At 40.6% G+C, this 25,170-nt stretch carries 25 protein-coding genes and 1 riboswitch; of the genes, 23 read left to right on the top strand and 2 right to left on the bottom strand.

The features are described 5' to 3' along the window. Position 1 precedes the first annotated feature (1 nt). The 10 genes from NST24_RS10850 to NST24_RS10805 all read left to right on the top strand — a co-directional run bounded on the left by NST24_RS10850 (position 2) and on the right by NST24_RS10805 (position 10,035). Positions 2–538, top strand: a complete 537-nt coding sequence (locus NST24_RS10850) for a spore maturation protein (RefSeq protein ID WP_017359781.1) — start codon at positions 2–4, stop codon at positions 536–538. 134 nt (positions 539–672) lie between these two features. Continuing rightward, positions 673–1,407 carry a 23S rRNA pseudouridine(2605) synthase RluB gene (gene rluB, locus NST24_RS10845; RefSeq protein ID WP_008344472.1) on the top strand — a complete coding sequence of 245 codons (735 nt, stop codon included), beginning with the start codon at positions 673–675 and terminating at the stop codon, positions 1,405–1,407. Between the two features lie 90 nt (positions 1,408–1,497). Then, positions 1,498–2,028 carry a thiol-disulfide oxidoreductase ResA gene (locus NST24_RS10840; protein WP_017359780.1) on the top strand — a complete coding sequence of 177 codons (531 nt, stop codon included), beginning with the start codon at positions 1,498–1,500 and terminating at the stop codon, positions 2,026–2,028. A 1-nt stretch (position 2,029) separates the two neighbouring features. After that, positions 2,030–3,709, top strand: a complete 1,680-nt coding sequence (locus NST24_RS10835; RefSeq protein ID WP_045034330.1) for a cytochrome c biogenesis protein ResB — start codon at positions 2,030–2,032, stop codon at positions 3,707–3,709. Then, a complete protein-coding gene (ccsB, locus tag NST24_RS10830; protein WP_017359778.1) occupies positions 3,693–4,871 on the top strand; it encodes a c-type cytochrome biogenesis protein CcsB in 1,179 nt (392 codons plus the stop codon). Before NST24_RS10835 ends, ccsB begins: the two co-directional genes overlap by 17 nt. Positions 4,872–4,957: 86 nt before the next feature. Beyond that, a complete protein-coding gene (locus NST24_RS10825; protein ID WP_003215596.1) occupies positions 4,958–5,680 on the top strand; it encodes a response regulator transcription factor in 723 nt (240 codons plus the stop codon). Beyond that, the gene (locus NST24_RS10820; RefSeq protein ID WP_024718919.1) at positions 5,677–7,458 is read left to right on the top strand and encodes an ATP-binding protein; all 1,782 of its coding nucleotides are present in this window, start codon (positions 5,677–5,679) and stop codon (positions 7,456–7,458) included. Before NST24_RS10825 ends, NST24_RS10820 begins: the two co-directional genes overlap by 4 nt. 202 nt (positions 7,459–7,660) lie before the next feature. Continuing rightward, positions 7,661–8,221: an RNA polymerase sigma factor SigX gene (gene sigX / locus NST24_RS10815; protein ID WP_007501006.1), complete on the top strand. Its 561-nt coding sequence runs from the start codon at positions 7,661–7,663 to the stop codon at positions 8,219–8,221. Then, entirely contained in the window at positions 8,181–9,287 is a 1,107-nt protein-coding gene (locus NST24_RS10810) for a sigma X negative regulator (RefSeq protein ID WP_342461763.1), read from the top strand. Before sigX ends, NST24_RS10810 begins: the two co-directional genes overlap by 41 nt. 100 nt (positions 9,288–9,387) lie before the next feature. Then, positions 9,388–10,035 carry a M23 family metallopeptidase gene (locus NST24_RS10805; protein WP_039165787.1) on the top strand — a complete coding sequence of 216 codons (648 nt, stop codon included), beginning with the start codon at positions 9,388–9,390 and terminating at the stop codon, positions 10,033–10,035. Between the two features lie 32 nt (positions 10,036–10,067). Here NST24_RS10805 and serA read toward each other — a convergent pair whose 3' ends face one another. Next, complete coding sequence (gene serA, locus NST24_RS10800) at positions 10,068–11,642, bottom strand: phosphoglycerate dehydrogenase (RefSeq protein ID WP_039165785.1); 1,575 nt, start codon at positions 11,640–11,642, stop codon at positions 10,068–10,070. Positions 11,643–11,929: 287 nt separating this feature from the next. Next, positions 11,930–12,062: riboswitch (FMN riboswitch) on the top strand. Positions 12,063–12,211: 149 nt separating this feature from the next. On the opposite strand from serA, the gene NST24_RS10795 reads away from it, so the two are divergent. Continuing rightward, positions 12,212–12,793 (top strand): ECF transporter S component, encoded by a 582-nt coding sequence (locus NST24_RS10795; protein ID WP_008344490.1) that lies wholly within the window; start codon positions 12,212–12,214, stop codon positions 12,791–12,793. Between the two features lie 34 nt (positions 12,794–12,827). On the opposite strand, the gene NST24_RS10790 is transcribed toward NST24_RS10795, so the two are convergent. Then, positions 12,828–13,076 (bottom strand): ferredoxin, encoded by a 249-nt coding sequence (locus NST24_RS10790; RefSeq protein WP_008344492.1) that lies wholly within the window; start codon positions 13,074–13,076, stop codon positions 12,828–12,830. Between the two features lie 268 nt (positions 13,077–13,344). Here NST24_RS10790 and NST24_RS10785 point away from each other — a divergent pair, with 268 nt between their 5' ends. The 12 genes from NST24_RS10785 to ypeB all read left to right on the top strand — a co-directional run bounded on the left by NST24_RS10785 (position 13,345) and on the right by ypeB (position 25,170). Continuing rightward, entirely contained in the window at positions 13,345–14,397 is a 1,053-nt protein-coding gene (locus tag NST24_RS10785) for a helix-turn-helix domain-containing protein (protein WP_335352218.1), read from the top strand. After that, on the top strand, positions 14,390–15,898 hold the full coding sequence (locus tag NST24_RS10780) for an ATP-dependent DNA helicase RecQ (protein ID WP_024718496.1): 1,509 nt from the start codon (positions 14,390–14,392) through the stop codon (positions 15,896–15,898). The genes NST24_RS10785 and NST24_RS10780 overlap by 8 nt, the downstream gene beginning before the upstream one ends. Beyond that, positions 15,895–16,536 (top strand): CPBP family intramembrane glutamic endopeptidase, encoded by a 642-nt coding sequence (locus NST24_RS10775; RefSeq protein WP_017359770.1) that lies wholly within the window; start codon positions 15,895–15,897, stop codon positions 16,534–16,536. Before NST24_RS10780 ends, NST24_RS10775 begins: the two co-directional genes overlap by 4 nt. Then, positions 16,481–17,245 carry a LysM peptidoglycan-binding domain-containing protein gene (locus tag NST24_RS10770; RefSeq protein ID WP_342461762.1) on the top strand — a complete coding sequence of 255 codons (765 nt, stop codon included), beginning with the start codon at positions 16,481–16,483 and terminating at the stop codon, positions 17,243–17,245. Before NST24_RS10775 ends, NST24_RS10770 begins: the two co-directional genes overlap by 56 nt. A gap of 64 nt (positions 17,246–17,309) precedes the next feature. After that, positions 17,310–17,762 (top strand): DUF2663 family protein, encoded by a 453-nt coding sequence (locus tag NST24_RS10765; RefSeq protein WP_007500988.1) that lies wholly within the window; start codon positions 17,310–17,312, stop codon positions 17,760–17,762. Positions 17,763–17,849: 87 nt separating this feature from the next. After that, entirely contained in the window at positions 17,850–18,638 is a 789-nt protein-coding gene (locus NST24_RS10760; protein ID WP_007500986.1) for a metallophosphoesterase, read from the top strand. A 164-nt stretch (positions 18,639–18,802) separates the two neighbouring features. Next, the gene (locus NST24_RS10755; RefSeq protein WP_007500984.1) at positions 18,803–19,381 is read left to right on the top strand and encodes a genetic competence negative regulator; all 579 of its coding nucleotides are present in this window, start codon (positions 18,803–18,805) and stop codon (positions 19,379–19,381) included. A 196-nt stretch (positions 19,382–19,577) separates the two neighbouring features. Further along, complete coding sequence (locus NST24_RS10750) at positions 19,578–20,852, top strand: Glu/Leu/Phe/Val dehydrogenase (protein ID WP_007500982.1); 1,275 nt, start codon at positions 19,578–19,580, stop codon at positions 20,850–20,852. A gap of 124 nt (positions 20,853–20,976) precedes the next feature. Further along, positions 20,977–21,948: a YpdA family putative bacillithiol disulfide reductase gene (locus NST24_RS10745; RefSeq protein ID WP_024718498.1), complete on the top strand. Its 972-nt coding sequence runs from the start codon at positions 20,977–20,979 to the stop codon at positions 21,946–21,948. 155 nt (positions 21,949–22,103) lie between these two features. Then, positions 22,104–22,760: a glutamic-type intramembrane protease PrsW gene (gene prsW, locus NST24_RS10740; protein WP_342461761.1), complete on the top strand. Its 657-nt coding sequence runs from the start codon at positions 22,104–22,106 to the stop codon at positions 22,758–22,760. 132 nt (positions 22,761–22,892) lie between these two features. Next, entirely contained in the window at positions 22,893–23,804 is a 912-nt protein-coding gene (gene sleB, locus NST24_RS10735; RefSeq protein ID WP_008344509.1) for a spore cortex-lytic enzyme, read from the top strand. A 16-nt stretch (positions 23,805–23,820) separates the two neighbouring features. After that, entirely contained in the window at positions 23,821–25,170 is a 1,350-nt protein-coding gene (gene ypeB / locus NST24_RS10730) for a germination protein YpeB (protein ID WP_008344510.1), read from the top strand.

Raw genomic sequence — 25,170 nt, 5'->3', positions numbered from 1 at the left:
TGTGGCATTTATTAACTGGCTGTCACTTGCTTTGATTCCACTGATCATCGCAGGAATATTGATTGCAGGGACGATTAAAAAAGTACCGACGTACGAAACATTTGTAGAAGGCGGGAAAGAAGGCATTCAAATTGCCTTTTCAATCATTCCATATTTAGTCGGTATGCTTGTTGCCATTACGATTTTCCGAGCATCAGGGGCACTTGACTTTGTCATGGAGTTATTAAAACCTGTGTTTACAGCGATTGGTGTTCCTACAGAAGTGGTGCCGCTTGCGCTTATTCGTCCTATATCAGGAACAGCGGCGCTTGGTATGACATCAGACTTAATTGCGACTTATGGTCCAGACTCTTTTATCGGCAAGCTTGCCGCCGTTATGCAAGGGTCAACGGATACGACCCTTTATATTTTAACCGTCTATTTTGGAGCAGTTGGTATTAAAAAAATGGGAGATGCACTGAAAGTGGGGCTGTTAGCAGACTTGATTGGGATCATTGCATCGATTATTATCGTCAGTTTGTTATTTAGCGGCGCCTAATCAGGTGCTTTTTTTATTTCGTGGATGGAAAACAGCTTTTTTGTTGAAATTAAACAGATGAAACGCTTATTTTTCCACGAATGCTTGTTTGTTTCAAGCCAAGCAAGTAAGATAGTACATGAGGTGAAAGACAAATGGAACGTTTACAGAAAGTAATTGCCCATGCCGGCGTCGCTTCTAGACGAAAGGCTGAAGAATTAATTAAAGAAGGACGAGTTACCGTTAATGGTGAAACAGTGACAGAGCTCGGAGTAAAGGTGGGCTCTTCAGATAAAATTGAAGTCAATGGCTTAAAGCTTGAAAGAGAAGAACCGGTTTACTTTATGCTTTATAAACCGCGCGGCGTCATTTCAGCTGCCGAGGATGATAAAGGACGCAAAGTCGTGACAGACTTCTTTGATGATGTTCCGCAGCGTCTGTATCCAATCGGCCGGTTGGATTATGATACGAGCGGTTTAATTTTGATTACAAATGATGGCGAATTTGCCCATAAGCTCATGCATCCGAAATATCAAATTGATAAAACGTATGCAGCGAAACTAAAAGGCATCCCTTCAAAAGAATTGCTTAGAAAGTTAGAAAAAGGAATCATGTTAGACCATAAAAAAACAGCACCTGCCCGTGCCAAAATGCTTTCGATTGATAAACGAAAGCAAACATGTATTGTGCAATTAACCATTCATGAAGGCAGAAACAGACAGGTTCGCCGCATGTTTGAAGCAATCGGCCACGACGTTTTAAAACTCAAAAGAGAGCAATATGCTTTCCTTCATATTGAAGGCATGAGACCAGGAGATCGCAGAGAATTGACGCCGCATGAAGTAAAACGCCTAAGAGCGATTGCGGATCATGGGAAAAGCGCTTTTTAATTTTCACATAAACTTCAAAAAATGAAGAAGCATCAAAAGAAGGAGAATGCTATAATTTACCTGAATGTCTATGGGGAAGGGGTACTTCAGATGAAGAAAAGACGATTTTTCATACGGACGGGCATTCTCCTCGTGATGCTTGCTGCACTGTGTTATACGATGTATAACTCAGTATTTGCCAAACAGGATCAAATCAAAGAAGGATCTATTGCGCCGAACTTTGTCCTTCAATCGGTAGATGGGGAACGGATTGAATTAAAGGACTTAAAAGGCAAAGGCGTCTTTCTCAATTTTTGGGGTACATGGTGCGGTCCATGTAAGCAGGAATTCCCTTATATGGCAAATCAGTATGAAGTGTTCAAGGATCGCGGTGTCGAAATTGTTGCCGTAAATGTGGGGGAATCCAATATTGCTGTGAAGAACTTTATGGATGCTTATGGCGTGAATTTTCCTGTTGCCATGGACAAAGATCGTCAAGTGACAGAGGCATATGATATTACGCCGCTGCCAACCACATTTTTAATTAATCCTGAAGGCAAAGTAATCAAAGTCATAAAGGGGACGATGACAGAACGTAATGTCTATGAATATATGAATTTGATTAAACCAAAGGGGTCATAGAATGAAAGAGGTAAAGTGCGAGTGTGGACATATTAATCCAATCGGTACTGTTCTATGTGAATCATGCGGGAATCCCATTTCAGTAAAAGAGAAAAATTCATCAAAACTGCTTGATATGAGATATGACGGCAGTGCAAGACGCTCGCAAACATACAACAAAACGATTGTTGATAAAGTATGGAACTTTTTTTCTTCCGTAAAAGTGGGTGTGTGGCTCATTGTCATCACACTGTTAGCTTCTTCGCTAGGAACTATTTTTCCGCAGGAGCGGTTTATTCCGCCAGGTGCATCAGCTTCCACTTATTATGAGGAGCAATATGGGTCGTTTGGCAAGTTATATTACATCCTTGGATTCCATGATCTTTATAATTCTTGGTGGTTTTTAGCCCTTGTCGCATCTATCGGAATTTCCCTTGTGATTTGCAGCCTTGATCGAGTGATTCCACTTTATCGTGCACTCAAAAATCAAGGGGTTGTCAAAAAAGAAGGCTTTATGAGAAGGCAGCGTCTTTTCAGCGAAACAAATCAAACATTAGATCAACATACATATGAAGGCATCGTTAGTAAGATGAAACAAAAGCGTTACCGCGTAAGAGAAGAAGATGGACATATTTTAGCTGAAAAAGGCCGCTTTTCCCGCTGGGGACCTTACGTCAATCATATTGGATTAATTATATTTCTCATTGGATCCATGCTTCGGTTTGTCCCGGGAATGTACGTGGATGAAACATTATGGGTAAGAGAAGGCGAAACGGCACCAATCCCAGGGACGGGAGGCCAATACTTCTTAAAGAATAATGCGTTTTCAATTGACCGCTATGAATCTGAAAAAGAAAAAGAAGTCTTTGAAAATGCTATTGAAAAGGCTGGCGATGGTCAAGTCGTCAAAAGTTATAAAACCGATGCCGTTTTATACAAACGTGAAGGGGAAGTTGTTTTTGGTGAAAAGCCAAAGCTGAAGCAGGTAACAGAACACGATATTAAAGTGAATGAACCGCTTAAGTTTGACAATTTCTCATTATATCAAGTGGATTTTAAACAAAATGAACTCGATCAAATGGTCTTTCAGCTGATTCGAAAAGATACTGAGAAATCTTTCGGAACAGTGAAGATTAATCTGCTGGAGCCTAAGTCAGAATATGATCTTGGTAGCGGTTACAAAGTCAAGGTGATGAGTTATTTGCCTGATTTTTATTTTGACGAAGATGGCACACCTAGTACGAAAACGAGGAATCCGAATAATCCTGCGTTCGTCTTTGAAATGATCTCTCCTGAAAAACCAAAAGGTGAAAAAAGTTTTGTCGCGATTCAAGAGACAGTAGAGGGTTCTGATAACAATCTTTATAAAATGAAATTTGACCGGGTTGAAACAAAAAACGTGACAGGTTTAACGGTTCGAAAAGACTTAACACTCTGGGTACTTATTGTTGGCGGAATGATCTTTATGATTGGTGTCGTACAAGGGATGTACTGGCAGCACAGAAGAATCTGGCTGTCGGCAAAGGATGGAAAAGTATTTGTGGCAGGACATACAAACAAAAACTGGTTCGGCTTAAAGTCTGATCTCAAGGTGTTACTGCATGGCAGTGGCATCAAACAGCCAGTGGATCAAAAAGAACTGCCTGATACAACAAGTATCAGCAAAAGCAAGGGGGAAGGATTAGATGGCGGCAGTCAGTGAAAACCTGTTATTTGCAGCTTTTCTATTGTATTTAGCGGCAGTTCCTTTTTTTGGAGGGGCCATTAAAGGAAAAAAGAAAGAAGAGGGTCCGCGCAAAAACAAGGCGGCACTTATCGGCATAACGCTCACCATCATTGGTTTTTTGAGTCAATTTGGCTATTTTATTTCAAGGTGGATCGCGTCTGGTCACGCACCAGTCAGTAATCTGTTTGAATTCACCACAGCCTTTGGCATGATGCTGGTGCTCGCATTTATTATTTTATATTTTGTCTATCAAGTGTCTGTGCTAGGTTTATTCACACTTCCAATCGCTTTATTAATCATTGCTTATGCAAGCATGTTTCCATCGGATATTTCACCGCTGATTCCTTCGCTTCAAAGTAATTGGCTATATATTCACGTCACGACAGCAGCGCTTGGTCAAGCCATTTTAGCGATCAGTTTTGTGGCAGGTGTGATTTTTCTTTTGAAGCATGTCGATCAAACAAAACCGGGGAAGAAAACCTTTGGCTTAGAGCTGGTCATGTTTATGATTGTGGTCACCCTTGCATTTATCGCTGTCACGTCCATTTTTAGAATGACAGGGTATGAAGCGAAATTTAATTGGGTAGATAAAAATAAAGAAGAGAGCGTCATGGTCTATGAGCTGCCTGCTTTAGTAGGACCTCATAAAGGAGAACTTATCACAAAAGATCGTTTAGAGCCTGTAGTTGATCTGCCGCCTGTTTTTTCAGGTAGAAAGGTGAATACAGTGCTGTGGTCATTTGGCGTTGGGCTGATTATTTATGGACTGCTAAGATTGATCATTCGCAAACGACTAAGTGCGCTGCTTCAGCCGCTCGTAAGACAGGTGAATCTCGATTTAGTCGATGAAATTGGGTACAGGGCTGTTTCCATAGGATTCCCTGTATTTGCGTTAGGCGGTCTTATTTTTGCGATGATCTGGGCACAAATTGCATGGACGAGATTCTGGGGATGGGACCCGAAGGAAGTATGGGCATTAATTACATTTTTATTTTACGCCGCCTATCTCCACCTTCGGTTATCACGAGGCTGGCATGGTGAAAAGTCCGCTTGGCTTGCTGTAATCGGATTTGCGATCATTATGTTTAACCTTATCTTTGTCAACCTAGTGATTGCGGGGCTTCATTCTTACGCCTAATCGCATGAAAAAGGCCAACTTTTATGATTCGATTCGGCTTTTTGTTAAAATGTATGTAACAACGGAGAAAGCAGGAGGATTGTCTAATGGAACACACAACTCAAACGAAAATATTAGTCGTCGATGATGAGGCAAGAATTCGTCGCCTTTTAAAAATGTATTTAGAACGGGAAAATTATGAAATTGATGAAGCGGAAAATGGGGATGAAGCCATTCAAAAAGGACTTCAAACCGATTATGACCTCATTTTGCTTGATTTAATGATGCCTGGGACAGATGGGATTGAAGTGTGTAATCAAATCCGAGATAAAAAAGCCACACCAATTATTATGCTGACAGCAAAAGGTGAGGAAGCTAACCGTGTGCAAGGCTTTGAGGCAGGAACGGATGATTATATCGTCAAACCTTTCAGCCCGCGTGAAGTGGTTCTTCGTGTGAAAGCACTGCTAAGAAGATCGTCTCAAACGTCATACCTTAATACTGGAACAACCACAAAAGATGTTCTCGTGTTTTCTCATCTATCCATTGATCATGATGCACACCGGGTCACAGCAGATGGAAAAGAAGTCAGCCTCACGCCGAAAGAATACGAACTTTTGTATTTCTTGGCAAAAACGCCGGATAAGGTCTATGACAGGGAAAAGCTTCTCAAAGAAGTGTGGCAGTATGAATTCTTTGGGGATCTGAGAACAGTGGATACCCACGTCAAAAGGCTTCGCGAAAAACTGAATAAAGTGTCACCAGAAGCAGCGAAAAAAATCGTGACAGTATGGGGTGTCGGGTACAAATTTGAGGTCGGCGCTGAATGAAGCTGTGGAAAAGTGTCGTAGGAAAGCTATGGTTAACCATTCTTTTCCTCGTGCTCATTGTTTTATCGATTTTAACTGTGCTTCTTTTAGAGTTCATTGAGAATTACCATGTGGAAGAAGCAAAGTCTGATTTAACACAAATGGCCAACAAAGTAGCAGTCATTTTAGAAAGCCATGAGGATCAATCACTTGCAAGATCGATTACATCAGAACTAGCTGATAAATTGACAAGTATCGCGATTGTTCAAGAGGATGGACTAGAATGGTATTCGTCTGAAAAAGGCGGGAAGCTTCCTGCGATCACAAAAGAACAAATTGAAGCAGACAAAGATTTGAACAGGGCACTGACAGAACGAAAAAAAATCAGTAAACGAGCTGAATCTGATACAGGCAATCAGAAGGATGAGCGCATTGTAGTAGGTGTTCCTTACGAGGCGAACGGAAAGAAAGGGATGGTCTTTCTTTCTCAATCCCTCCTCGCAGTAGAGCAGACAACAAAACATACGACGCGTTATATCTTCCTCGCAGCCGGAATTGCGATTGTGCTCACCACGATTTTCGCTTTCTTCTTATCCACTCGTGTCACCTATCCTCTCAGAAAGATGAGAGAGGGAGCACAAGATTTGGCGAAAGGGAAATTTGATACAAAGATTCCTATTTTAACGCAAGATGAAATTGGGGAACTGGCGATCGCCTTTAATCAAATGGGTAAGCAGCTTAAATTTCATATAACCGCTTTAAATCAAGAAAAAGAACATTTGTCCAACATTCTCAGCAGTATGGCAGACGGTGTCATCACGATCAATATTGATGGAACGATCCTCATGACAAACCCTCCTGCAGAAAGATTCTTGCAGGCTTGGTATTACGAGCAAAATATGAAGATCAAAGATGGGGATGAACTGCCGCCAGAAGCGCGTGAATTGTTTCATACTGCCGTCAGTACGGAAAAAGAGCAAATGATCGAAGTCACGCTGCAAGGGCGTACTTGGGTTCTTCTCATGTCTCCGCTTTATAACCAGCAAGATGTCAGAGGGGCGGTAGCGGTACTTCGCGATATGACAGAAGAGAGAAGACTGGATAAGCTAAGAAAAGACTTCATTGCAAATGTCAGTCATGAACTCCGTACACCTATTGCTATGCTTCAGGGCTATAGTGAAGCGATTGTCGATGACATTGCCGGATCAGAAGAGGAAAAGAAAGAGATTGCCCAAATTATCTATGATGAATCACTTCGAATGGGTCGTCTTGTGAATGATCTTCTCGATCTCGCACGTATGGAAGCTGGTCATATTACACTGAATCTTGAATCAACTGATACAGAAGAGCTGACTGAAAAAATCTACCGTAAATTCCTTGGAATTGCGAAAGAAAAACAAATCAACCTGACGTATGAAATTCAAGTAGAAGAACCGTATTTTGTATTTGATCCAGATAAAATAGAACAGGTTTTTACAAATCTCATCGATAATGCCATTCGTCATACACCAGAAGGCGGAGAAGTTCACTTCTCAGTTCAATCGGTGGAAAATGGGCTCAAGATGGATGTGAAAGATTCGGGAAGCGGCATTCCTGAAGAGGATCTCCCGTTTATTTTTGAACGGTTCTATAAAGCAGATAAAGCAAGAACAAGAGGACGTTCCGGTACGGGGCTGGGCCTTGCGATTGTGAAGAACATCGTAGAAGCGCATCAAGGCTCCATTCATGCACATAGTAAAGCTGGAACAGGTACTCACTTCACTTTCTATATTCCGAAAAAAAAGCAGGAACTCGTCTAATCTTGACGAAGAATCTTGTTACATGAGAAACACTTCTTTTCGAAAGAAAATGAAGTGTTTTTTCTATTTTCATATTTTTAAGGAGAAGTTAAACAAAAAGCCCTTTCCAAATTGTCGATCTTGTAATATATTTGTCATAAAGTTGTAATGTAACGTTTTGTGAGAGTCACTCGACAAAAATAAGTGAACGGAGGGGTTTCCTATGCATGAAACCTTTCAAAAAATATATGATTCGTACCATCAAGATTTGTACCAATTTTTATTTTATATGGTAAAAGATAAAAATCAGGCAGAGGATCTCGTGCAGGAGGTTTACATTCGGGTACTTCACTCATATAAAACTTTTGAAGGAAGAAGCAGCGAGAAAACATGGCTGTTTTCAATTGCAAGGCATGTGGCAATTGACTGGTTTCGCAAACAGCAAACCATCAGACAACGGGTACTCGGCACGTTTGATTGGGATAAACAGGATGTAAAAGATCCAGACCTGCTCCCAGATGAATTGGCTGTACAGGATGAAAATATCAAAGAAATTTATGCCGCGCTTGATCATTGCACCATTGATCAACGAGCCGTCATCATTTTAAGGTTTATCCAAGGCTACTCAATCATGGAGACGGCCAAGGCGCTAAAGTTCTCGGAAAGCAAAGTCAAAACAACGCAGCACCGAGGCCTGAAAGTGCTCCGAAAACATATGGAGCTTTTGAAGGAGGAGCTAGTGAATGAAAACGAACAGGTCCAATTGGAGCGAAGAACGAATTAAAGTATTACTCAGTCAGCTTCCAAAGGTGGAGGACAACCGTTCATCTAAGCAGATTTACCAGCAAATGCTGATGGCAAGCGGGAAGAAAAAGAAAAGTGCCAGATGGATCGGTCCAGCGGTCGCAACCGTTGTGGTCTTATTTATGGCGTTTTTGATTTCTCCTCATTTATTTCAGCCGGCTGCTCAAGATATAAAGAAAGTGAAAAAGGACTCGAGTGCTGAAAAAGGACAGGTGAATGCTACATTAGAGGCGGTAAAAAACACAAATGATCCTTCACATGTTGCTTACGCATCTGACAAAGAAAAGTATATGACGATTTCATACATAGATGAATCGACTTCTCAAGTTGTCCCAATCAGTATTCAAAAAGAAAATAAGCATGATGATGTGCAGGCGCTTCTTGATACATATGAAAAACTGGAGCTGCCTGAAATGACAAAACCTCTTCAAGCCTATATGGATATGGTGGATGTGAGTGAAAAAGGGGACACGCTGATTTTTCAGCTGAAAAATGATTTGTCTCTTGATACATTAAAAGAAGCCAATCGTTTTAAAGACATGGTCAAAGAAACGTTAAAATGGAGCCAATATAAACAAGTACAGGTCAAGTCTGTCAATGGCTCGCACCTTCAATTAGGGACGAATGGCCGTCTTGGTACCATTTCAATTAATAAACAAACAAAGCACGCTTACTACGTTTTAGAAAATAAGAGCGGGACATTTTTGGTGCCGTCAAAAGATGATTACCCTTCTTATAAAGATGCGGTAGAGGCGATGAAGCGGGCGAATGATGCAGGACTCGATCCACTCATTAAAGAAGAGCCTATTCAAAAGGTGACATCAAAAGGAAAACATGCAACCATCACGTTTGGAGCATCAGCACAATTAACGGACTCAATTGATCATATTTTACTTATTGAAGGACTGCTGCTCACAGCGAAAGATTTCGGTTTTACAGATGTCACGATACAAAATGCAGGAACAGATCAAGTAGGCCCATATGAATTAAAAGAACCGCTAGAGGTACCGGCACTGCCAAACCCAGTTGTTATCAAAGAACGCTAAAGGACGCAACTTATTGCGTTCTTTTTTCATGTATAGAAAAGGGCTTCCTTGAGGTATACTATGCTGTCATGAAAAGAACTTCAAAGAAGGGAAGTCACTGATGAAAAGGTATTGCTACATATGTGCTAGCTGTTTCTTGTTCTTGACCTTATCACCGTTTGCCCGTGCAGAGAAAACAACCGAGTGGGTGGAACCAATCAGAGGTGAAGTCACTGATTTGTTTGGGACAAGAGGGGGTTCGCATAAGGGGTTAGACATTGCTGCACCGGAAGGAGAATCCATTTTGGCTGCTAGCGAAGGTGTGGTCACTCGTTCCTATGTATCTGCTACATATGGTGAAGTTGTATTTATTCGGCATCCAAATGGATATGAAACCGTCTATGCGCATTTAAATGCGCGTTTTGTGAAGAATGGTGACCATGTACAAACAGGACAGCCGATCGGCATCATAGGCAACACAGGCGCTTCTAGGGGCACTCATTTGCATTTTGAGGTGCACAGGGGTAATTGGTCAGTCAGTAAAGAAGATGCAGTAGATCCGCTCACAATCATTGCAAGAGATCGTTTCCAAGAGCCAGCCCTTCATGTAGATGGATATGAGAAACATACATATGTCATACAACAAGGGGACACGCTCTGGTCCATTGCTAAAGCACATCAAATGACCGTTGATCAATTGAAGAAAATCAATGCACTGACAACGCATCTCATACGTACAGGTGAACGTTTAATCGTTTCAACAAAATAAACCTCATGCTTTTGCATGAGGTTTACCATTTTTTATAGGTCAATCAGACGCACAGAAAGAATATCGCTTACTTCAGTTAACGTTTGGACAATTTCATCTTCAAGGTGCTTGTCAAAAGAAAGCATCATGATGGCTTCGCCGCCTTTTTCTTTACGGCCTACTTGCATTGTCGCAATGTTCACATCGTGGTCGCCTAAAATCTTTCCAACTTGACCGATCACACCAGGTGCGTCAGTATGCTGAATATAGACAAGGTGCCCATCTGGGTAAAAGTCAATATTGAAACCATTAATAGAAACGACACGTTCACCTAGATGCGGGATATACGTTGCTTTTAATGTAAAGGTGGAAAGGTCACCTTTGACTTCAATGGAAATGCTGTTCTCATAGCCAGATTCGCTTGAAGAAATTTTCTCGCTAAAGCTAATGCCGCGTTCTTTTGCCACCATACCTGCATTGACTTCATTTACAGTCGAATCGACGCGCTCTTTCAAAAAGCCAGAAAGCAGACTTTTAGTAATAAATGATGTTTCGAGTTTTGCGATAGATCCTTCATATGAAATGCTGACTTCTTTTACAGGTTCTCTCATCGATTGAGAAACAAGACGTCCAAGTTTTCCCGCAAATTGATGATAAGGCTGGATTTTTTTGAACTCGTCTTTTGTCATCGCTGGTAGATTAATAGATGACATGACCGGGAGTCCTTTTGCAAATTGAAGAACTTCTTCAGAGACTTGTGCCGCCACATTTAATTGTGCTTCTTTTGTAGATGCACCAAGATGCGGAGTGGCAATGACGTTTGGATGATCCACAAGTGGATTATCAGTAGGTGGTTCTACTTCAAATACATCGAGTGCAGCCCCTGCGACATGACCATTTTCAAGTGCTTCAAGAAGGTCTCGTTCGTCAATGATGCCGCCGCGTGCACAGTTCACTAGACGAACACCTTTTTTCGTTTTTGCGATTGTTTCTTTATTGAGAAGTCCTCTAGTTTCTTTTGTTAAAGGTGTATGTACCGTAATAATATCTGATACTTCAAGCACTTCATCAAGTGATTTTGCATTGACACCAATTTTTTCGGCACGTTCTTTTGTGAGGAAAGGGTCAAATACGTTGACCGTCATGCCAAATGCTCTTGCACGCTGGGCGATTTCACTTCCAATTCTGCCTAAGCCAACAATCCCAAGAGATTTTCCGTAAAGCTCAGCACCAACATATGCGCCTCTGTTCCATTCTTTTGATTTCACAGAAATATTGGCTTGAGGAATATGACGCATGAGAGATGAGATCATCGCAAACGTATGCTCTGCCGTTGAAATCGTATTCCCATTTGGCGCATTGATGACAATCACACCATGTTTTGTCGCTTCATCAATGTCAATGTTGTCGACTCCCACACCGGCACGGCCAACAATTTTTAATGAAGTCATTTTTTCATAAAGTTCTTTTGTCACTTTTGTGGCACTTCTGACAAGTAAGGCATCAAACGTGTGTAATTCATCTTCTGCTTCTGTTACATTTTTTTGAACAATTTCAACAAAATCTGATTCTAATAGTGGTAAAAGACCATCATTGCTCATCTTATCTGAGACTAATACTCGAAACATCGTAAGATTTCCTCCTAAAATAAACGTCATAAATATCTGATAATTTACCATATTCCTTTTCACTGTGTCAATCAAATTAAAGCAGTAAAGCGAAAAAGAAAACACGAACATTTTTTAGTGTCTTGATCGAGAATGGACACCTTTAAACAAAAGATAACCAATTTTTACGCATTTGTCATTATAAATTTTAGGTTTTTTACGATTTCTTAAAACTGATGAATTTGCTCAGGATTTTTATCTGTACAAATGCTCATATATCATATATAATGATGTCGAATTGAATAATGATCAATCTTCGGGGCAGGGTGTAATTCCCTACCGGCGGTGATGAGGCATAGTCTCTAAGCCCGCGAGCCTTTTTTGGCAGGATTCGGTGTGATTCCGAAGCCGACAGTATAGTCTGGATGGGAGAAGATGGAGGTTCGTAAACGTTGAAAACATGTCTGTTTATACGTTTATTTGTGTAGCCTAAATTTCCCGCTCCTGTGTATGTATTCAGAGCGGTTTTTTTGTGGCTAAAATTGAACAATCCTCTTTTCGAAAGATTTGATCGAAAAGGAGAGAGAATATTGAATCAAAGTAAAGTAAAACGTTTAGTTGTCATCAGCATGCTTAGCAGTATCGCATTTGTATTAATGTTATTGAATTTCCCTTTCCCTGGGCTTCCTGGGTATTTAAAAATTGATTTTAGTGACATTCCTGCGATTATTGCGATTTTAATTTATGGGCCAGGTGCTGGGATTGCTGTTGAAGCTTTAAAGAATCTACTGCACTACCTCATTCATGGTAGCATGTCCGGTGTTCCTGTGGATCAAGTAGCGAATTTTACAGCAGGTGTACTATTCATCTTACCGGTGGCTTTTATTTTTAAAAAGATTAAATCAGCAAGAGGGTTAGCGTGGTCCATGATTCTCGGAACATTACTCATGACAGTCATGATGAGCATCTTAAACTATTTCTTGTTCCTTCCTGCTTATACATGGTTTTTGAATGCACCCGTCCTGTCAGATCATGTGCTAAAGGCAACCATTACAGCAGGGATCTTGCCTTTTAACCTGATTAAAGGAATCATCATCACCATCGTCTTTAGTTTCATTTTTGTCAAAATGCGTCCATGGTTTGAAAATAAACGCCGACTTCAAAATAGTTAATATAAAAAAAGCCCCTTTTAAAGGGGCTTTTATCCTATTCATGCTTAAGTGGATCACCATCGAAAGTTTCGTCCGCAACTTTAATTGAGTCAGTTGGGCAACCTTCAAATGCATCAAGCATATCTTCTTCAAGTACTTCTGGAACTTCTACAGTCCCCTGATTGTCATCAAGCGTGACAAATGCAATGCCTTCATCATCATAATCATAAATGTCTGGAGCAGCTGCACCGCATGCGCCGCAAGCAATACATGTGTCTTTGTCTACAATTGTATATTTTGCCATGTTAAAAAAATACCTCCCAGATTGTTCGATGGAACAAATGGTTTAACCTTTTTAGTTTCACCGATAAAAAACCAATTTCCTCAAACCTTATTGTAATGATTTTAAATTCACATTTCAACTGTAAAGTGATTGAGAATGCTTATCACATAAGGGTTTGTTCATAACTTTCCCCCATTAATTGAGTTTAAACATTTCTTCTTCAATGAAATCTGTTAAAATAAAGGGAGAAAATATTCGAATTTTGTCAGGAAGACAGGTGCTTTGGTCAATGACGATTCATTACTTGGATGTCATGTTGATGGACAGCGTACATAAATTGAACGGCGAACGCTCCATTAGTGCTGTCTACCATCTTTTTAAAGGAAAAAAATCATCACAAACGATACAGGATGCAAGTTTGTTTCAGCTTTCTAGCTACTTCGGCTGCTATCCAGCTTTTACGAGGGATCAGTTGAACCGCTCTGTACAAAGGCTAAAAGAGCAGCACTTAATCAGAAAGACAGGGGATACATTCATTGCCACAGATGAAGGAATAAGTATGCTCAGGCAGTGTTTCACTGAAAAACCGATGCCAGTTTATTTTGATGGTGCCAAGTATCAGGATAAAGCAAAGGTATTATGGATGAGGCTGTCTTTACTTGTGCAGGTCCTTTCACATCATGCAGCGCGGTCACAACACTATGTGCCGATTCAAAGAGATATATCGGTTCAAAACTGGACGAAAACCTTCTTCTCGCAATATCATCAGAAGAAAAAGCTTTCTGAAGATATCCATCGTGAGCTTGAAACACTTCTTGCTCATTTAACTGATCAAGAGGCACTGCTTTTTGTTTATTCATTGACTTCCAATGAAAGAATCGGACGGACGTACCAGCAAATGGCGGAATGGATGAAAGAAGATGTATGGTATGTTTACTTGCTTTTTTGGAATGTGCTCCATTATTTTATTCAATGTGCGCAAAAAGGTGAGGCACCGATCATCCAGCGAATGATAGATGATCTTCAATTCAAACGTGTGCTGACCACCTCTACCCATAAAACGCTTGAGCTTGTACAAAAAGGGTTCAGTATTGATCAAATTGCTCATATTCGTTCATTAAAAAAAGCGACAATTGAAGATCATATTGTGGAGCTCTCGATACATGAGCCGAGCTTCTCGATCGAACCATATGTCAGCAGTGAAGCTCAAAAGGCGATACATGAGGTAGCCGGTCAGCTCCAAACCAACAAGATGAAGCTGATCAAAGAAAGTCTCGAGCATTCATTTACTTATTTTCAAATACGATTGGCATTGACAAGGATGGTGAAAGCAAGTGGATAAGCTTCATCAGACGCTGATGCGATACTTTGGTTATGATGCCTTCAAAACAGGTCAGGAGGACATTATTCGAAGTGTACTTCAACAAAAAGATACGGTTGCCATGCTTCCTACTGGTGGCGGGAAGTCACTTTGTTATCAAATTCCGGGCTATTTGACAGACGGGTTAGTGCTGATCATTTCACCTCTTTTATCACTCATGGAAGATCAAGTGGAACGCATGAAAATGCGCGGTGAAAAGCGAGTGGCTGCGCTTAACAGTACACTGTCCTTTCAGGAAAGAAGACATATTATTCGACATTTGCCATCATATAAATTCTTATTTGTCGCACCTGAGGCGCTTATGTCAGAGGTGTTGTTAGAGCAACTCAAAGCGATGCATGTGGGTCTATTCGTTGTAGATGAAGCTCACTGTATATCGGAATGGGGACATGATTTCCGCCCGGAATACTCCAAGCTTGGGGAATGGAGGGAAGCGCTCGGCAATCCTGTCGCCTTAGCACTAACGGCAACTGCAACGAAACAAACCTTAAAAGATACTGTGCAAACGTTGCGGCTAGAGCATCCAGATGTTCATATTCATTCAGTCAACCGGCCGAATATTGCACTATTAAAAGAGGCGCATGAAACGAAAGAAGCAAAAGAGAAACGAGCACTGGAGCTTGTGGAAACCCTTCAAGGGCCTGGGCTGATTTATTGTCCGACCCGGCAAATGACAGAAGATATTTCACGTTTGGTGAAACAAAAAACGCATCAACGTGTAGAGTTTTATCATGGCGGAATGGAGTCAGGAGACCGCATGCTGATCCAGCAGCAATTTATCAGTGGTCAAATTGATCTCATTTGCTGTACAAGTGCTTTTGGAATGGGAATTGATAAAGCAAATATACGCTTTGTGATTCATATGAGTCCGCCTCAGTCAATTGAAGCATTTATGCAGGAAATTGGAAGAGCTGGACGGGACGGGAAAAATAGTGTGAGCGTTCTTTTATATACAGAAGAGGATGCGGATATTCAAAGTCATTTGATTCAAGCAGAAGGTTTTGATGATCCAGAAATTGATTTTTTCTTAGCCCGATTATCACATATGCCGATAAATGATGAAAAGAAATTACGTGAACAATTGATGGAAGCAGGGCTTCAAGAGACGCGCGCGCGAATGTTCTCGCATTATTACACGATGTACCAAACTGAACAGCCCCGTTTGCTCATGAAGAAGCTGAAAGAAAAGCTGCAGGATAGACAAACAGAAAAGCTAAAAAAAGTGTGGCAGTTTAAAGAGCATATCACTGGCCATCGCTGCTTTAGGCAATCTCTGTTATCATACTTTGATGAGCAGCTTGATCTAACGGAGGACGCTTCCTTTGGGAACTGCTGCTCTTCATGCGGACTTGACCTGTCTGATTACGAAAAAAAAGATCAACCATTGGAGCTGAATGAAATGAAACACTGGAAGACCGAGCTGGATCGTCTGTTTCACCTGACAAAAGAGGCGCAGCATTGATTGAACAACATCGCCGTATTATTGAAAAATTAACCGATCGACAAGTAGTAGAACAGTTGTATTTCACACAGCTGCTCATGCTGATTGTCTCTTTTTTACTAGGGATGTTTATGTTTGATCATTGGACTGATTTTACAGCCTTATGGCAGATCCGAGATATGCGTATCCTGACTTACGGAATTGGCGGCGCTTTGCTTGTGATTATTGTCGACGCTATTGTCATGAAGGTGTTTCCGGCTCATATGTATGATGATGGCGGATTAAATGAAAAAATGTTCAAAAACCGCAGCATTCTGCATATTGTTTGGTTAACGCTGCTCATTGCCTTTTCAGAAGAAATTTTATTTCGCGGGATCGTTCAGCAGCAATTTGGACTGGAGATTGCAAGCATTGTGTTTGCACTTCTTCACTTTCGCTATTTGTCAAAAATACTCTTGTTTATCCTTGTGGTTTCTATTAGTATTTTTTTAGGACTTTTATACGAGTGGACAGGGAATTTATTCGTTCCTGTCATGACACACTTTGTCATTGACCTAGTCTTTGCATGTCAAATTCGTTTTAAATATTGGGGGAGGGATGAACATGGAAGAAATGTCGAGAATGAAGAGAAAAAAGCAGCAGCTGACAAACATCCATGATGATGATGTAGAGGAAAATCTTGAAGAAGAAAAAGTGCATCCTTCAGATGACTCTCACTTTCCTACACGAGAAGATTTTCATGAATATAAAAAGCAGCGAACCAAAAAGGTGCGTAATCCATTGTTTACGACACTGGCTATTATCTTTCCTATTATTGTCGTCACGGTTTTCTTCCTGTTGATTTATTACACATCAAAGGAAATTAACGATAACAACAATCAAGGTGTTTATATTGATAAAACATCGAGTGCTGACACAGATCCAGTCCCGTCAGCACTTGTTGACACAAAAAATGATTCAAGCGCTGACAAAGCGGATGCGTCTGATGATGAGAAGAAAAAGAAAGATGCTGATAAAGAAAAGCAGCGTTCAAAAGAAAAAGCAGAGCAAAAGAAAAAAGTACAAGCCGCTAAAAAGAAGGCTGAGCGTGAAAAGGTCGAAGCTGCAAAAAAGCGTGAGCAGCAACAGCTCACTCTTCAAAAACAGCAGGAAGAGAAAAAGCGAAAAGAAGCAGAAGAGAAGAAGAAGCAGGAAGAAAAGCCTGTTCGTGTCGTGCAGCATACTGTTGGACCAGAGGAAAACTTGTATCGAATTTCCATGAAGTATTATCAAAACCGATCAGGGGAAGAGAAAATTCGAGCTTACAATCATTTAAAAGGAAATAGCGTGTACAGCGGACAAGTATTGAATATCCCATTAGAAAATTAATATTTGACATGAATGAATCGAAAAGCACATACATATGTAGAAAAAAGGGACAAGGGTGTATGTGATGACATTGCACGCAATCAGCCGCTATATGGATCAGCCGACACAGAAAATGATTGAAACATTGATCAAAAGGAAGCGCAAATACGAGGGGTTTGCAAAACAATGCAAAAGGTGGCAATGGACAGCCCTTTTATCACTTGCGATTCTTCTGTTTTATTTTGTGATAACAGCTAATAGCGGGGGCTCCCTGCAGCCGGAAGCGATGATTGCCACATTGCTTGGCCATGAGGTGTTTCTGTTTTGGATCATGGCTGAAGTGTTTGCTTTTTACGCATCGTATTATTATAAGAAAAAAGAAGAAAAGGCTGAGGATGAATATCATAAGCTCAGATGTGAAATTATACAGAAAAGCACAGATTTATGGCCTCAATCAAATCAGTGGAAAGAGCGCGAGGCCGTTTTTCACTTCATGCAGACGCAATATGACATCAACCTCTATTATGAAAGTAAATAAATGAGCAAAAGACGTTTAAACAGTTGAAACGTCTTTTTTCATTCAAGCGTCCTATAAAAGAAAGCTGATACAAGGGAGTCATTCATAATGAAATATGCCATCGGATTTACTGCTGCCATAGCGGCTGTGACAACAGGTGTGTGTGTAACAGCGAAAATGGTGAAAACGGCAAAACAAAACAACATCAAAAAGCATTACTTTACAATAGAAGGACTTCAGTCAGATCGACCTGCTGTCATTTTCTTTATTTCTGATACACATCGCCGTCTAATTAGTGATACTTTATTAGCGGAAGTAAAAGAGCAGCAGCCTGATGTCATTATGATCGGCGGGGACTTAGCTGAAAAGGGAGTCCCTTATGCCAGAGTCGAAGAAAATGTGAAACGTTTAGCAAGGATTGCCCCGGTGTATTTTGTGTGGGGGAATAACGACCATGAGCTGCATCAGCAAAAACTTAAAGACATCCTCCATACCTATCAGGTGACGACATTGCAAAATGAGACGGCTGTGTGGGATTTTGAAGGACAGCCCATTAAAATAGGCGGAATCGATGATATCCGGCTTGAAAAAGCAGATTATGAAGCGATACGGCCGGAGTTTGTCAAAGAAGACGTGAATATCCTTTTATCACACAACCCAGATGTGCATCACTTGATGAGTGAAGAAGAGGGAATTGACCTCGTTTTGAGCGGTCATACCCATGGGGGTCAAATTCGCATTGGGAAATTTGGTCCGTATGAAAAAGGAAGAACAGGCCAAGTCAAAGGTGCTTTCTTTCTGATTAGTAATGGTTACGGAACAACAAAGATTCCGATGCGTCTTGGAGCAGAACCAGAAACCCATCTGATCTATTTAATGCCGCTAAAAACGCGCTAAGTTAATGCTCCATCAATATTTTCCATAAAAGTCACCGTAAGCATAGCTTCATGCTTGTCTTCCGTCTTGACACAGTGTAAACTGAATACAAAATTAAGAACCTATGACTCATCATCTCATATACTACAGTATGATGTGTGTTAGAAGAGGCAGGAGGGAACGTTATGCGGCTAGAGCGTCTGAATTATAATAAAATCAAAATTTTTCTCACACTAGATGATCTGACAGACCGAGGTCTTACGAAAGAAGACCTTTGGAAAGATTCGTTCAAAGTTCATCAGCTGTTTAAAGACATGATGAACGAAGCGAATCAGGAGCTCGGTTTTGAAGCGAATGGACCGATTGCTGTTGAAGTATTTTCTCTTCAGGCGCAGGGGATGGTCGTCATTGTGACAAAGAGTCAGCAGGAAGATGCTGATGATGAGTTTGATGAAGATTACATTGAGATGCAAGTCAAGCTCGACGAGAGCAAGCATGTGCTCTATCAATTTGCCTCGTTTGAAGATGTGATTCAACTGTCCCATAGTTTAAGTCGTATTGGACTTTTAGGGGGTACAGTTTACCATTATGAAGGTCAATATTTTCTCAGCCTAGATGATTTCGAAGAACTGTCTGCAGATACGGTCATTTCTATTTTAGCGGAGTTCGGTTCACCGACGACATTAACCATTCACCGGTTAAAAGAATACGGAAAAGTGATCATGCAGGAAGATGCAGTGAAAACGATTCAACTGTATTTTTAATCACTTTTTTCTATTATATTTAATACTGTTGTGATGAAACAACAGTATTTTTTTATATCCATTTTTATATTTATAAACGCTGATATTTTATTTTGATAAAAAACGCTTTTTACCTTTGCTTTACCAGTACGAAGGTGTATACTATTGCTTGAAAGGGAGCAGTAGATCATGAAAGATTTCTAGGGGGTTTATTTTAATGGCAGCCGATCAAAACGCCGCTCATAACGCAGAAGATAAGCTAGATGTTTTAAAGTCAACTCAAACCGTCATACATAAAGCGCTTGATAAATTGGGCTATCCGCAAGAAGTGTATGAATTGCTGAAGGAGCCAATTCGCCTATTAACGGTCAAAATTCCAGTACGTATGGATGATGGATCGGTGAAAATTTTCACTGGTTATCGTGCGCAGCATAATGATGCTGTCGGTCCAACAAAAGGCGGAATTCGATTCCACCCGAACGTTACTGAAAAAGAAGTAAAAGCGCTTTCAATTTGGATGAGTTTAAAATGTGGTATTGTGGATCTTCCTTATGGCGGAGGAAAAGGCGGTATTATCTGTGATCCAAGAGAAATGTCATTTAGGGAGCTTGAAAAACTAAGCCGCGGCTATGTACGCGCAATTAGTCAAATCGTTGGACCAACAAAAGATGTTCCAGCACCAGATGTGTTTACAAACTCTCAAATCATGGCATGGATGATGGATGAGTATTCTAGAATTGATGAATTTAACTCGCCAGGATTTATTACAGGAAAACCAATTGTTCTTGGAGGCTCACATGGACGTGATACTGCAACGGCAAAAGGTGTAACGATCTGTATTAAAGAAGCGGCGAAGAAAAAAGGAATTGACATCAATGGGGCTCGTGTTGTCGTTCAGGGATTCGGAAATGCAGGAAGTTACTTGGCTAAATTTATGTATGATGCCGGAGCGAAAATCGTAGGAATTTCAGATGCTTACGGCGGTTTGTATGATGAAGATGGTCTCGATATTGACTACTTGCTTGACCGACGTGACAGCTTTGGAACCGTCACTAAATTATTTAATGATACAATTACAAACCAAGAGCTGCTTGAGCTAGATTGTGATATCTTAGTACCTGCAGCCATTGAAAATCAAATTACAGAAGATAATGCGGCGAACATTAAAGCCAAAATTGTCGTAGAAGCAGCAAATGGACCAACGACATTGGAAGGGACAAAAATTCTTTCAGATCGTGGTGTACTGCTTGTTCCAGACGTACTTGCAAGTGCGGGTGGAGTGACTGTTTCTTACTTTGAATGGGTTCAGAATAACCAAGGGTTCTACTGGACAGAAGAAGAAGTAGAAACTCGTTTAGAAGATATGATGGTGAAATCATTTAATAATATTTATGAAATGGCGCAAAACCGCCGTATTGATATGCGACTAGCAGCATATATGGTCGGTGTACGTAAAATGGCTGAAGCTTCTCGATTCAGAGGCTGGATTTAAGCGACTTATTTGCATCGCGCCTTAAAATCTCCTATCCTTAAATAGGAGATTTTTTTATGGAATCATGCAAAGAATCAAACAGCCCAGCAATTGTTATTGCAGTGAAACGACAGGAGTGGAACAAATGAAACAAGAAAAAGCGATCATAATAGGAGGCGGCCCGTGCGGTCTATCAGCTGCCATTGCATTCAAGCAAATTGGGATTGATGCACTTGTGATTGAAAAGGGCAATGTGGTCAACAGTATTTATCATTACCCTACACACCAAACCTTCTTCAGTACAAGTGAAAAGCTTGAGATCGGTGACGTCGCTTTTATCACTGAAAATCGGAAACCCGTTCGTATTCAGGCGCTTTCCTATTACCGAGAGGTAGTCAGACGAAAAAGCCTTCGTGTGAATGCTTTTGAAAAGGTAAACGCTGTGACGAAAAAAGATGGCCGTTTTACGGTAAATACATCAAAAGACGACTATACATGTGACTATGTTGTGATTGCGACTGGCTACTATGATCATCCTAACTATATGAATGTAAAAGGGGAAGACCTTCCTCATGTGTATCATTATTTTAAAGAAGGACACCCCTACTTTGATAAAGATGTGACGGTGATCGGCGGGAAGAACTCTAGTGTTGATGCTGCCCTGGAACTTGTGAAATGCGGAAGCAGGGTGACGGTTTTATATAGAGGAACTGAATATTCATCCAGCATCAAACCTTGGATTTTACCAGAGTTTGAAGCGCTTGTTCGAAATGGCACCATTCGAATGGAGTTCGGTGCAGAGGTGAAGGAAATCACAGAACAGGATATTGTCTTTACAAACCAGCAGGGCCAAACGGATCGAGTGAAAAGTGATTATGTGTTTGCGATGACAGGTTATCATCCTGATCATTCATTTTTAGAAAAAATGGGTGTAACAATCGATCCAGAATCAGGCCGCCCAGCATTTGATGAACAAACAATGGAAACAAATGTAGAAGGTATTTTCATTGCAGGGGTCATTGCAGCTGGTAACAACGCCAACGAAATTTTCATTGAAAATGGAAGATTTCATGGTGGGTTAATTGCAGAAGAAATCAACAAAAGAATCAACGGGTAAAAAAAGAACTGGGTCCTTCTAAGGGATTCAGTTCTTTTTTATGTAAATTGGGATTATATAGAAGATTATTTTTGGGAAAATGGGCTCGAGTCATATAAAAAAGGGGTGATTCGTGGTACGATAATAAAGGATAATGTAGGGAAAGAGGTCTGATTATGATCGCAATCATTTCAGCAGGTTTAGCTCCCGGCATCGCACTTTTAAGTTATTTTTATTTGAAAGATCAATACGACAATGAGCCGGTTCATATGGTCATCAGATCTTTTATGCTAGGTGTCATACTTGTGTTTCCAACCATGTTTATTCAGTATGTCCTCCAAGAGGAAAATATCGCTACGAATCCTATCATGATTTCATTTGTGACATCGGGATTTTTAGAAGAATCATTAAAGTGGTTTATTTTAATGGTCAGTGTCTATGCGCACGTACAGTTTGATGAACACTATGACGGGATTGTCTATGGAACAAGTGTCTCGCTTGGATTTGCGACACTTGAAAATATTTTGTACTTAGTGGGTCATGGGGTAGAGTACGCGTTTACACGTGCCTTGCTGCCTGTATCAAGCCACGCTTTATTTGGTGTGGTGATGGGATTTTATATAGGTAAAGCTCGCTTCTCTGATAAAAAAGAGCAGCGAAAATGGCTGATTCTCTCTTTAATACTTCCTATCCTTTTTCATGGCTTATATGATTTCATTCTTCTTGGCATGAAAAATTGGGGATATATTATGTTGCCGTTCATGATTTTTTTATGGTGGTTTGGTCTGCGGAAAGCCAAAAAAGCCCGTGCGGTGAAGATGGTACAAATTTAAATTGGAAAACGTCCTATACGTCTTTAGGGCGTTTTTTGTCTTTTCCATCCAATTCCCTCCTGTGATGAATGTATAAAAATAGGGATCGGAAGAAACATATATTCAAACATCAAAAGTACAGGAGGATCAAATATGGACAAAGCTCGTTTTATGAAACAAATCGTCCTTATCTTCTCAATTGTTCTGCTCGCGTCTTCATTGATGACAGCTGAAAAAAGTGAAGCTTTCACGAATCAAGTGATTCAGCGGGGAGCTACAGGAGAAGATGTCGTCGAGCTCCAGGCAAGGCTCCAATACAATGGTTTTTACAATGGAAAAATAGACGGGGTGTATGGCTGGGGAACTTACTGGGCCGTGCGCAATTTTCAAAGCCAGTTTGGTGTAAAGAAAGTTGATGGACTCGTAGGGGAAAAAACAAAAAGCCTATTAGTTCAAAAGACGAAATACTATAAAGAGTTTGTGCAGCAGCAGCTGCAAAAAGGGAATCAGTTTACGCACTATGGCGGGAAACCTCTTGATCAGCAAACAAAGGCTCCTGCGCAAAGAAACACGCAAAAAAAGACAGCACAAGGTGCAAAAGAGAATCAAAAAAGTCAAAGCGGAGGAAACAGCTCGTCTGGAAAGCAGTCAGGAAATGGTCAAGCAAATCAAACGCCGAAACAAACAGCAGCCAACATGCCAGGTGGTTTTTCAAGCAATGACATACAGCTTCTTTCACAAGCTGTTTATAGTGAAGCGAGAGGTGAACCTTATGAAGGACAGGTAGCGATCGCAGCCGTCATCTTAAACCGTTTAAACAACCCGACCTTTCCAAACACGATTGCTGGTGTCATTTTTGAACCGCTTGCGTTTACTGCTGTAGCAGATGGACAATTTTATATGGCGCCAAATGAAACCGCTAAAAAGGCAGTATTTGATGCCATTAATGGCTGGGACCCATCTGAAAGCGCCGTTTATTACTTTAATCCTGATACAGCGACAAGCCCATGGATTTGGGGAAGACCACAAATTAAACGAATCGGGAAACATATTTTCTGTGAATAAAAAGAGGTGTAAATAAATGATCAGAGGAATATTGATTGCTATTTTAGGAATTGCTGTCATCTCAACAGGATACTGGGGCTATAAAGAGCATCAAGAAAAAGATGCAGTACTGCTTCATGCAGAGAACAACTATCAAAGAGCCTTCCATGATTTAACGTATCAAGTCGATCAGCTGCACGATAAACTTGGCGCAACACTTGCGATGAATAGCCAAACATCTATATCTCCAGCACTGGCAGATGTATGGAGAATGTCATCAGAAGCGCATAACAATGTCAGTCAGCTCCCGCTCACATTGATGCCTTTTAACAAAACAGAAGAGTTTCTAGCGAATGTCGGTGACTTTAGCTACAAATCGTCACTTAAATCTTTATCAGATGAACCATTAAACAAAGATACACACAAAACCATTACCACTTTATATGATCAAGCGGCAGATATTCAAAACGAACTTAGACAAGTGCAGCATCTCGTACTCAACAAAAATTTAAAATGGATGGATGTTGAGATGGCACTGGCTGATGGAGATCGAAAAAACGACAACACCATCATTGACGGATTAAAAACCGTTGAGAGAAATGCTGATGCGTTTGCAGATGTTGATCTTGGCCCTACAAATGTGTCAACTGAATCAGAAACGCAAGGCTACAATCACTTAAAAGGGCAAAAGATTTCAAAAAAAGAAGCGATCCGTATCGCCCAGCAATTTGCGCCTGACCATAACAAAGATTTCAAGGTGAGAAAAAGTGGGAGTAAAACGAACCGTGATGTCTACAGCCTGTCAATGTCTGACCCAGACAACCGGGCAAACTTTTATTTAGACTTGACTGAAAAAGGCGGCCATCCTGTCTATCTTCTTCAGAACCGTGAAGTGAAAAAACAAAAAATCAGTTTAAATGATGCCTCAGAAAAAGCACTAAGTTTCTTAAAGAAGCATGGATTCGATACCGAATCATTTCATTTAGATGAGAGTGCGCAATTTGATAATATCGGCGTATTTACCTATGTACCTTTACAGAATAACGTATTGCTTTATCCAGATAGTATTCGAATGAAAGTCGCTTTAGATGATGGTGAGGTTGTGGGATTCTCAGCGAAAGACTATTTAATGAATCACAGAAAACGTGACATAAAAGCACCAAAGATTTCTCGAAAAGAAGCTGAAAAGACCTTAAATAAACATGTGAAGATCGAGGATACACATGTAGCTCTTGTTCAAAATGATATGTCAGAGGAAGTTCTCTGCTATGAGTTTTTAGGAACCATTAAAAACGACACGTATCGAATGTTCATTAATGCAGATACTGGAAAAGAAGAAAGAGTAGATAAACTAAAAAATGCAGAACCTATATATAAAGACCTATAG

The organism is Bacillus sp. FSL R5-0286, from assembly GCF_038593245.1.
Taxonomy (GTDB): domain Bacteria; phylum Bacillota; class Bacilli; order Bacillales; family Bacillaceae; genus Bacillus; species Bacillus altitudinis.
The sequence above is the reverse complement of the archived record's forward strand: the minus strand, read 5'-3'. Positions and strand labels throughout refer to the sequence as shown.

What these genes read in the sequence shown, in the direction of transcription:
- NST24_RS10770 (WP_342461762.1), top strand. Translation starts at nt 16,481, where the DNA reads ATGGAAGAAATGTCGAGAATGAAGAGAAAAAAGCAGCAGCTGACAAAC.
- NST24_RS10810 (WP_342461763.1), top strand. Translation starts at nt 8,181, where the DNA reads ATGAAAACGAACAGGTCCAATTGGAGCGAAGAACGAATTAAAGTATTA.
- prsW (WP_342461761.1), top strand. Translation starts at nt 22,104, where the DNA reads ATGATCGCAATCATTTCAGCAGGTTTAGCTCCCGGCATCGCACTTTTA.
- ccsB (WP_017359778.1), top strand. Translation starts at nt 3,693, where the DNA reads ATGGCGGCAGTCAGTGAAAACCTGTTATTTGCAGCTTTTCTATTGTAT.
- NST24_RS10790 (WP_008344492.1), bottom strand. Translation starts at nt 13,076, where the DNA reads ATGGCAAAATATACAATTGTAGACAAAGACACATGTATTGCTTGCGGC.
- NST24_RS10745 (WP_024718498.1), top strand. Translation starts at nt 20,977, where the DNA reads ATGAAACAAGAAAAAGCGATCATAATAGGAGGCGGCCCGTGCGGTCTA.
- sigX (WP_007501006.1), top strand. Translation starts at nt 7,661, where the DNA reads ATGCATGAAACCTTTCAAAAAATATATGATTCGTACCATCAAGATTTG.
- NST24_RS10825 (WP_003215596.1), top strand. Translation starts at nt 4,958, where the DNA reads ATGGAACACACAACTCAAACGAAAATATTAGTCGTCGATGATGAGGCA.
- NST24_RS10835 (WP_045034330.1), top strand. Translation starts at nt 2,030, where the DNA reads ATGAAAGAGGTAAAGTGCGAGTGTGGACATATTAATCCAATCGGTACT.
- ypeB (WP_008344510.1), top strand. Translation starts at nt 23,821, where the DNA reads ATGATCAGAGGAATATTGATTGCTATTTTAGGAATTGCTGTCATCTCA.
- NST24_RS10820 (WP_024718919.1), top strand. Translation starts at nt 5,677, where the DNA reads ATGAAGCTGTGGAAAAGTGTCGTAGGAAAGCTATGGTTAACCATTCTT.
- NST24_RS10765 (WP_007500988.1), top strand. Translation starts at nt 17,310, where the DNA reads ATGACATTGCACGCAATCAGCCGCTATATGGATCAGCCGACACAGAAA.
- NST24_RS10750 (WP_007500982.1), top strand. Translation starts at nt 19,578, where the DNA reads ATGGCAGCCGATCAAAACGCCGCTCATAACGCAGAAGATAAGCTAGAT.
- rluB (WP_008344472.1), top strand. Translation starts at nt 673, where the DNA reads ATGGAACGTTTACAGAAAGTAATTGCCCATGCCGGCGTCGCTTCTAGA.
- NST24_RS10785 (WP_335352218.1), top strand. Translation starts at nt 13,345, where the DNA reads ATGACGATTCATTACTTGGATGTCATGTTGATGGACAGCGTACATAAA.
- NST24_RS10840 (WP_017359780.1), top strand. Translation starts at nt 1,498, where the DNA reads ATGAAGAAAAGACGATTTTTCATACGGACGGGCATTCTCCTCGTGATG.
- NST24_RS10760 (WP_007500986.1), top strand. Translation starts at nt 17,850, where the DNA reads ATGAAATATGCCATCGGATTTACTGCTGCCATAGCGGCTGTGACAACA.
- NST24_RS10805 (WP_039165787.1), top strand. Translation starts at nt 9,388, where the DNA reads ATGAAAAGGTATTGCTACATATGTGCTAGCTGTTTCTTGTTCTTGACC.
- NST24_RS10755 (WP_007500984.1), top strand. Translation starts at nt 18,803, where the DNA reads ATGCGGCTAGAGCGTCTGAATTATAATAAAATCAAAATTTTTCTCACA.
- sleB (WP_008344509.1), top strand. Translation starts at nt 22,893, where the DNA reads ATGGACAAAGCTCGTTTTATGAAACAAATCGTCCTTATCTTCTCAATT.
- serA (WP_039165785.1), bottom strand. Translation starts at nt 11,642, where the DNA reads ATGTTTCGAGTATTAGTCTCAGATAAGATGAGCAATGATGGTCTTTTA.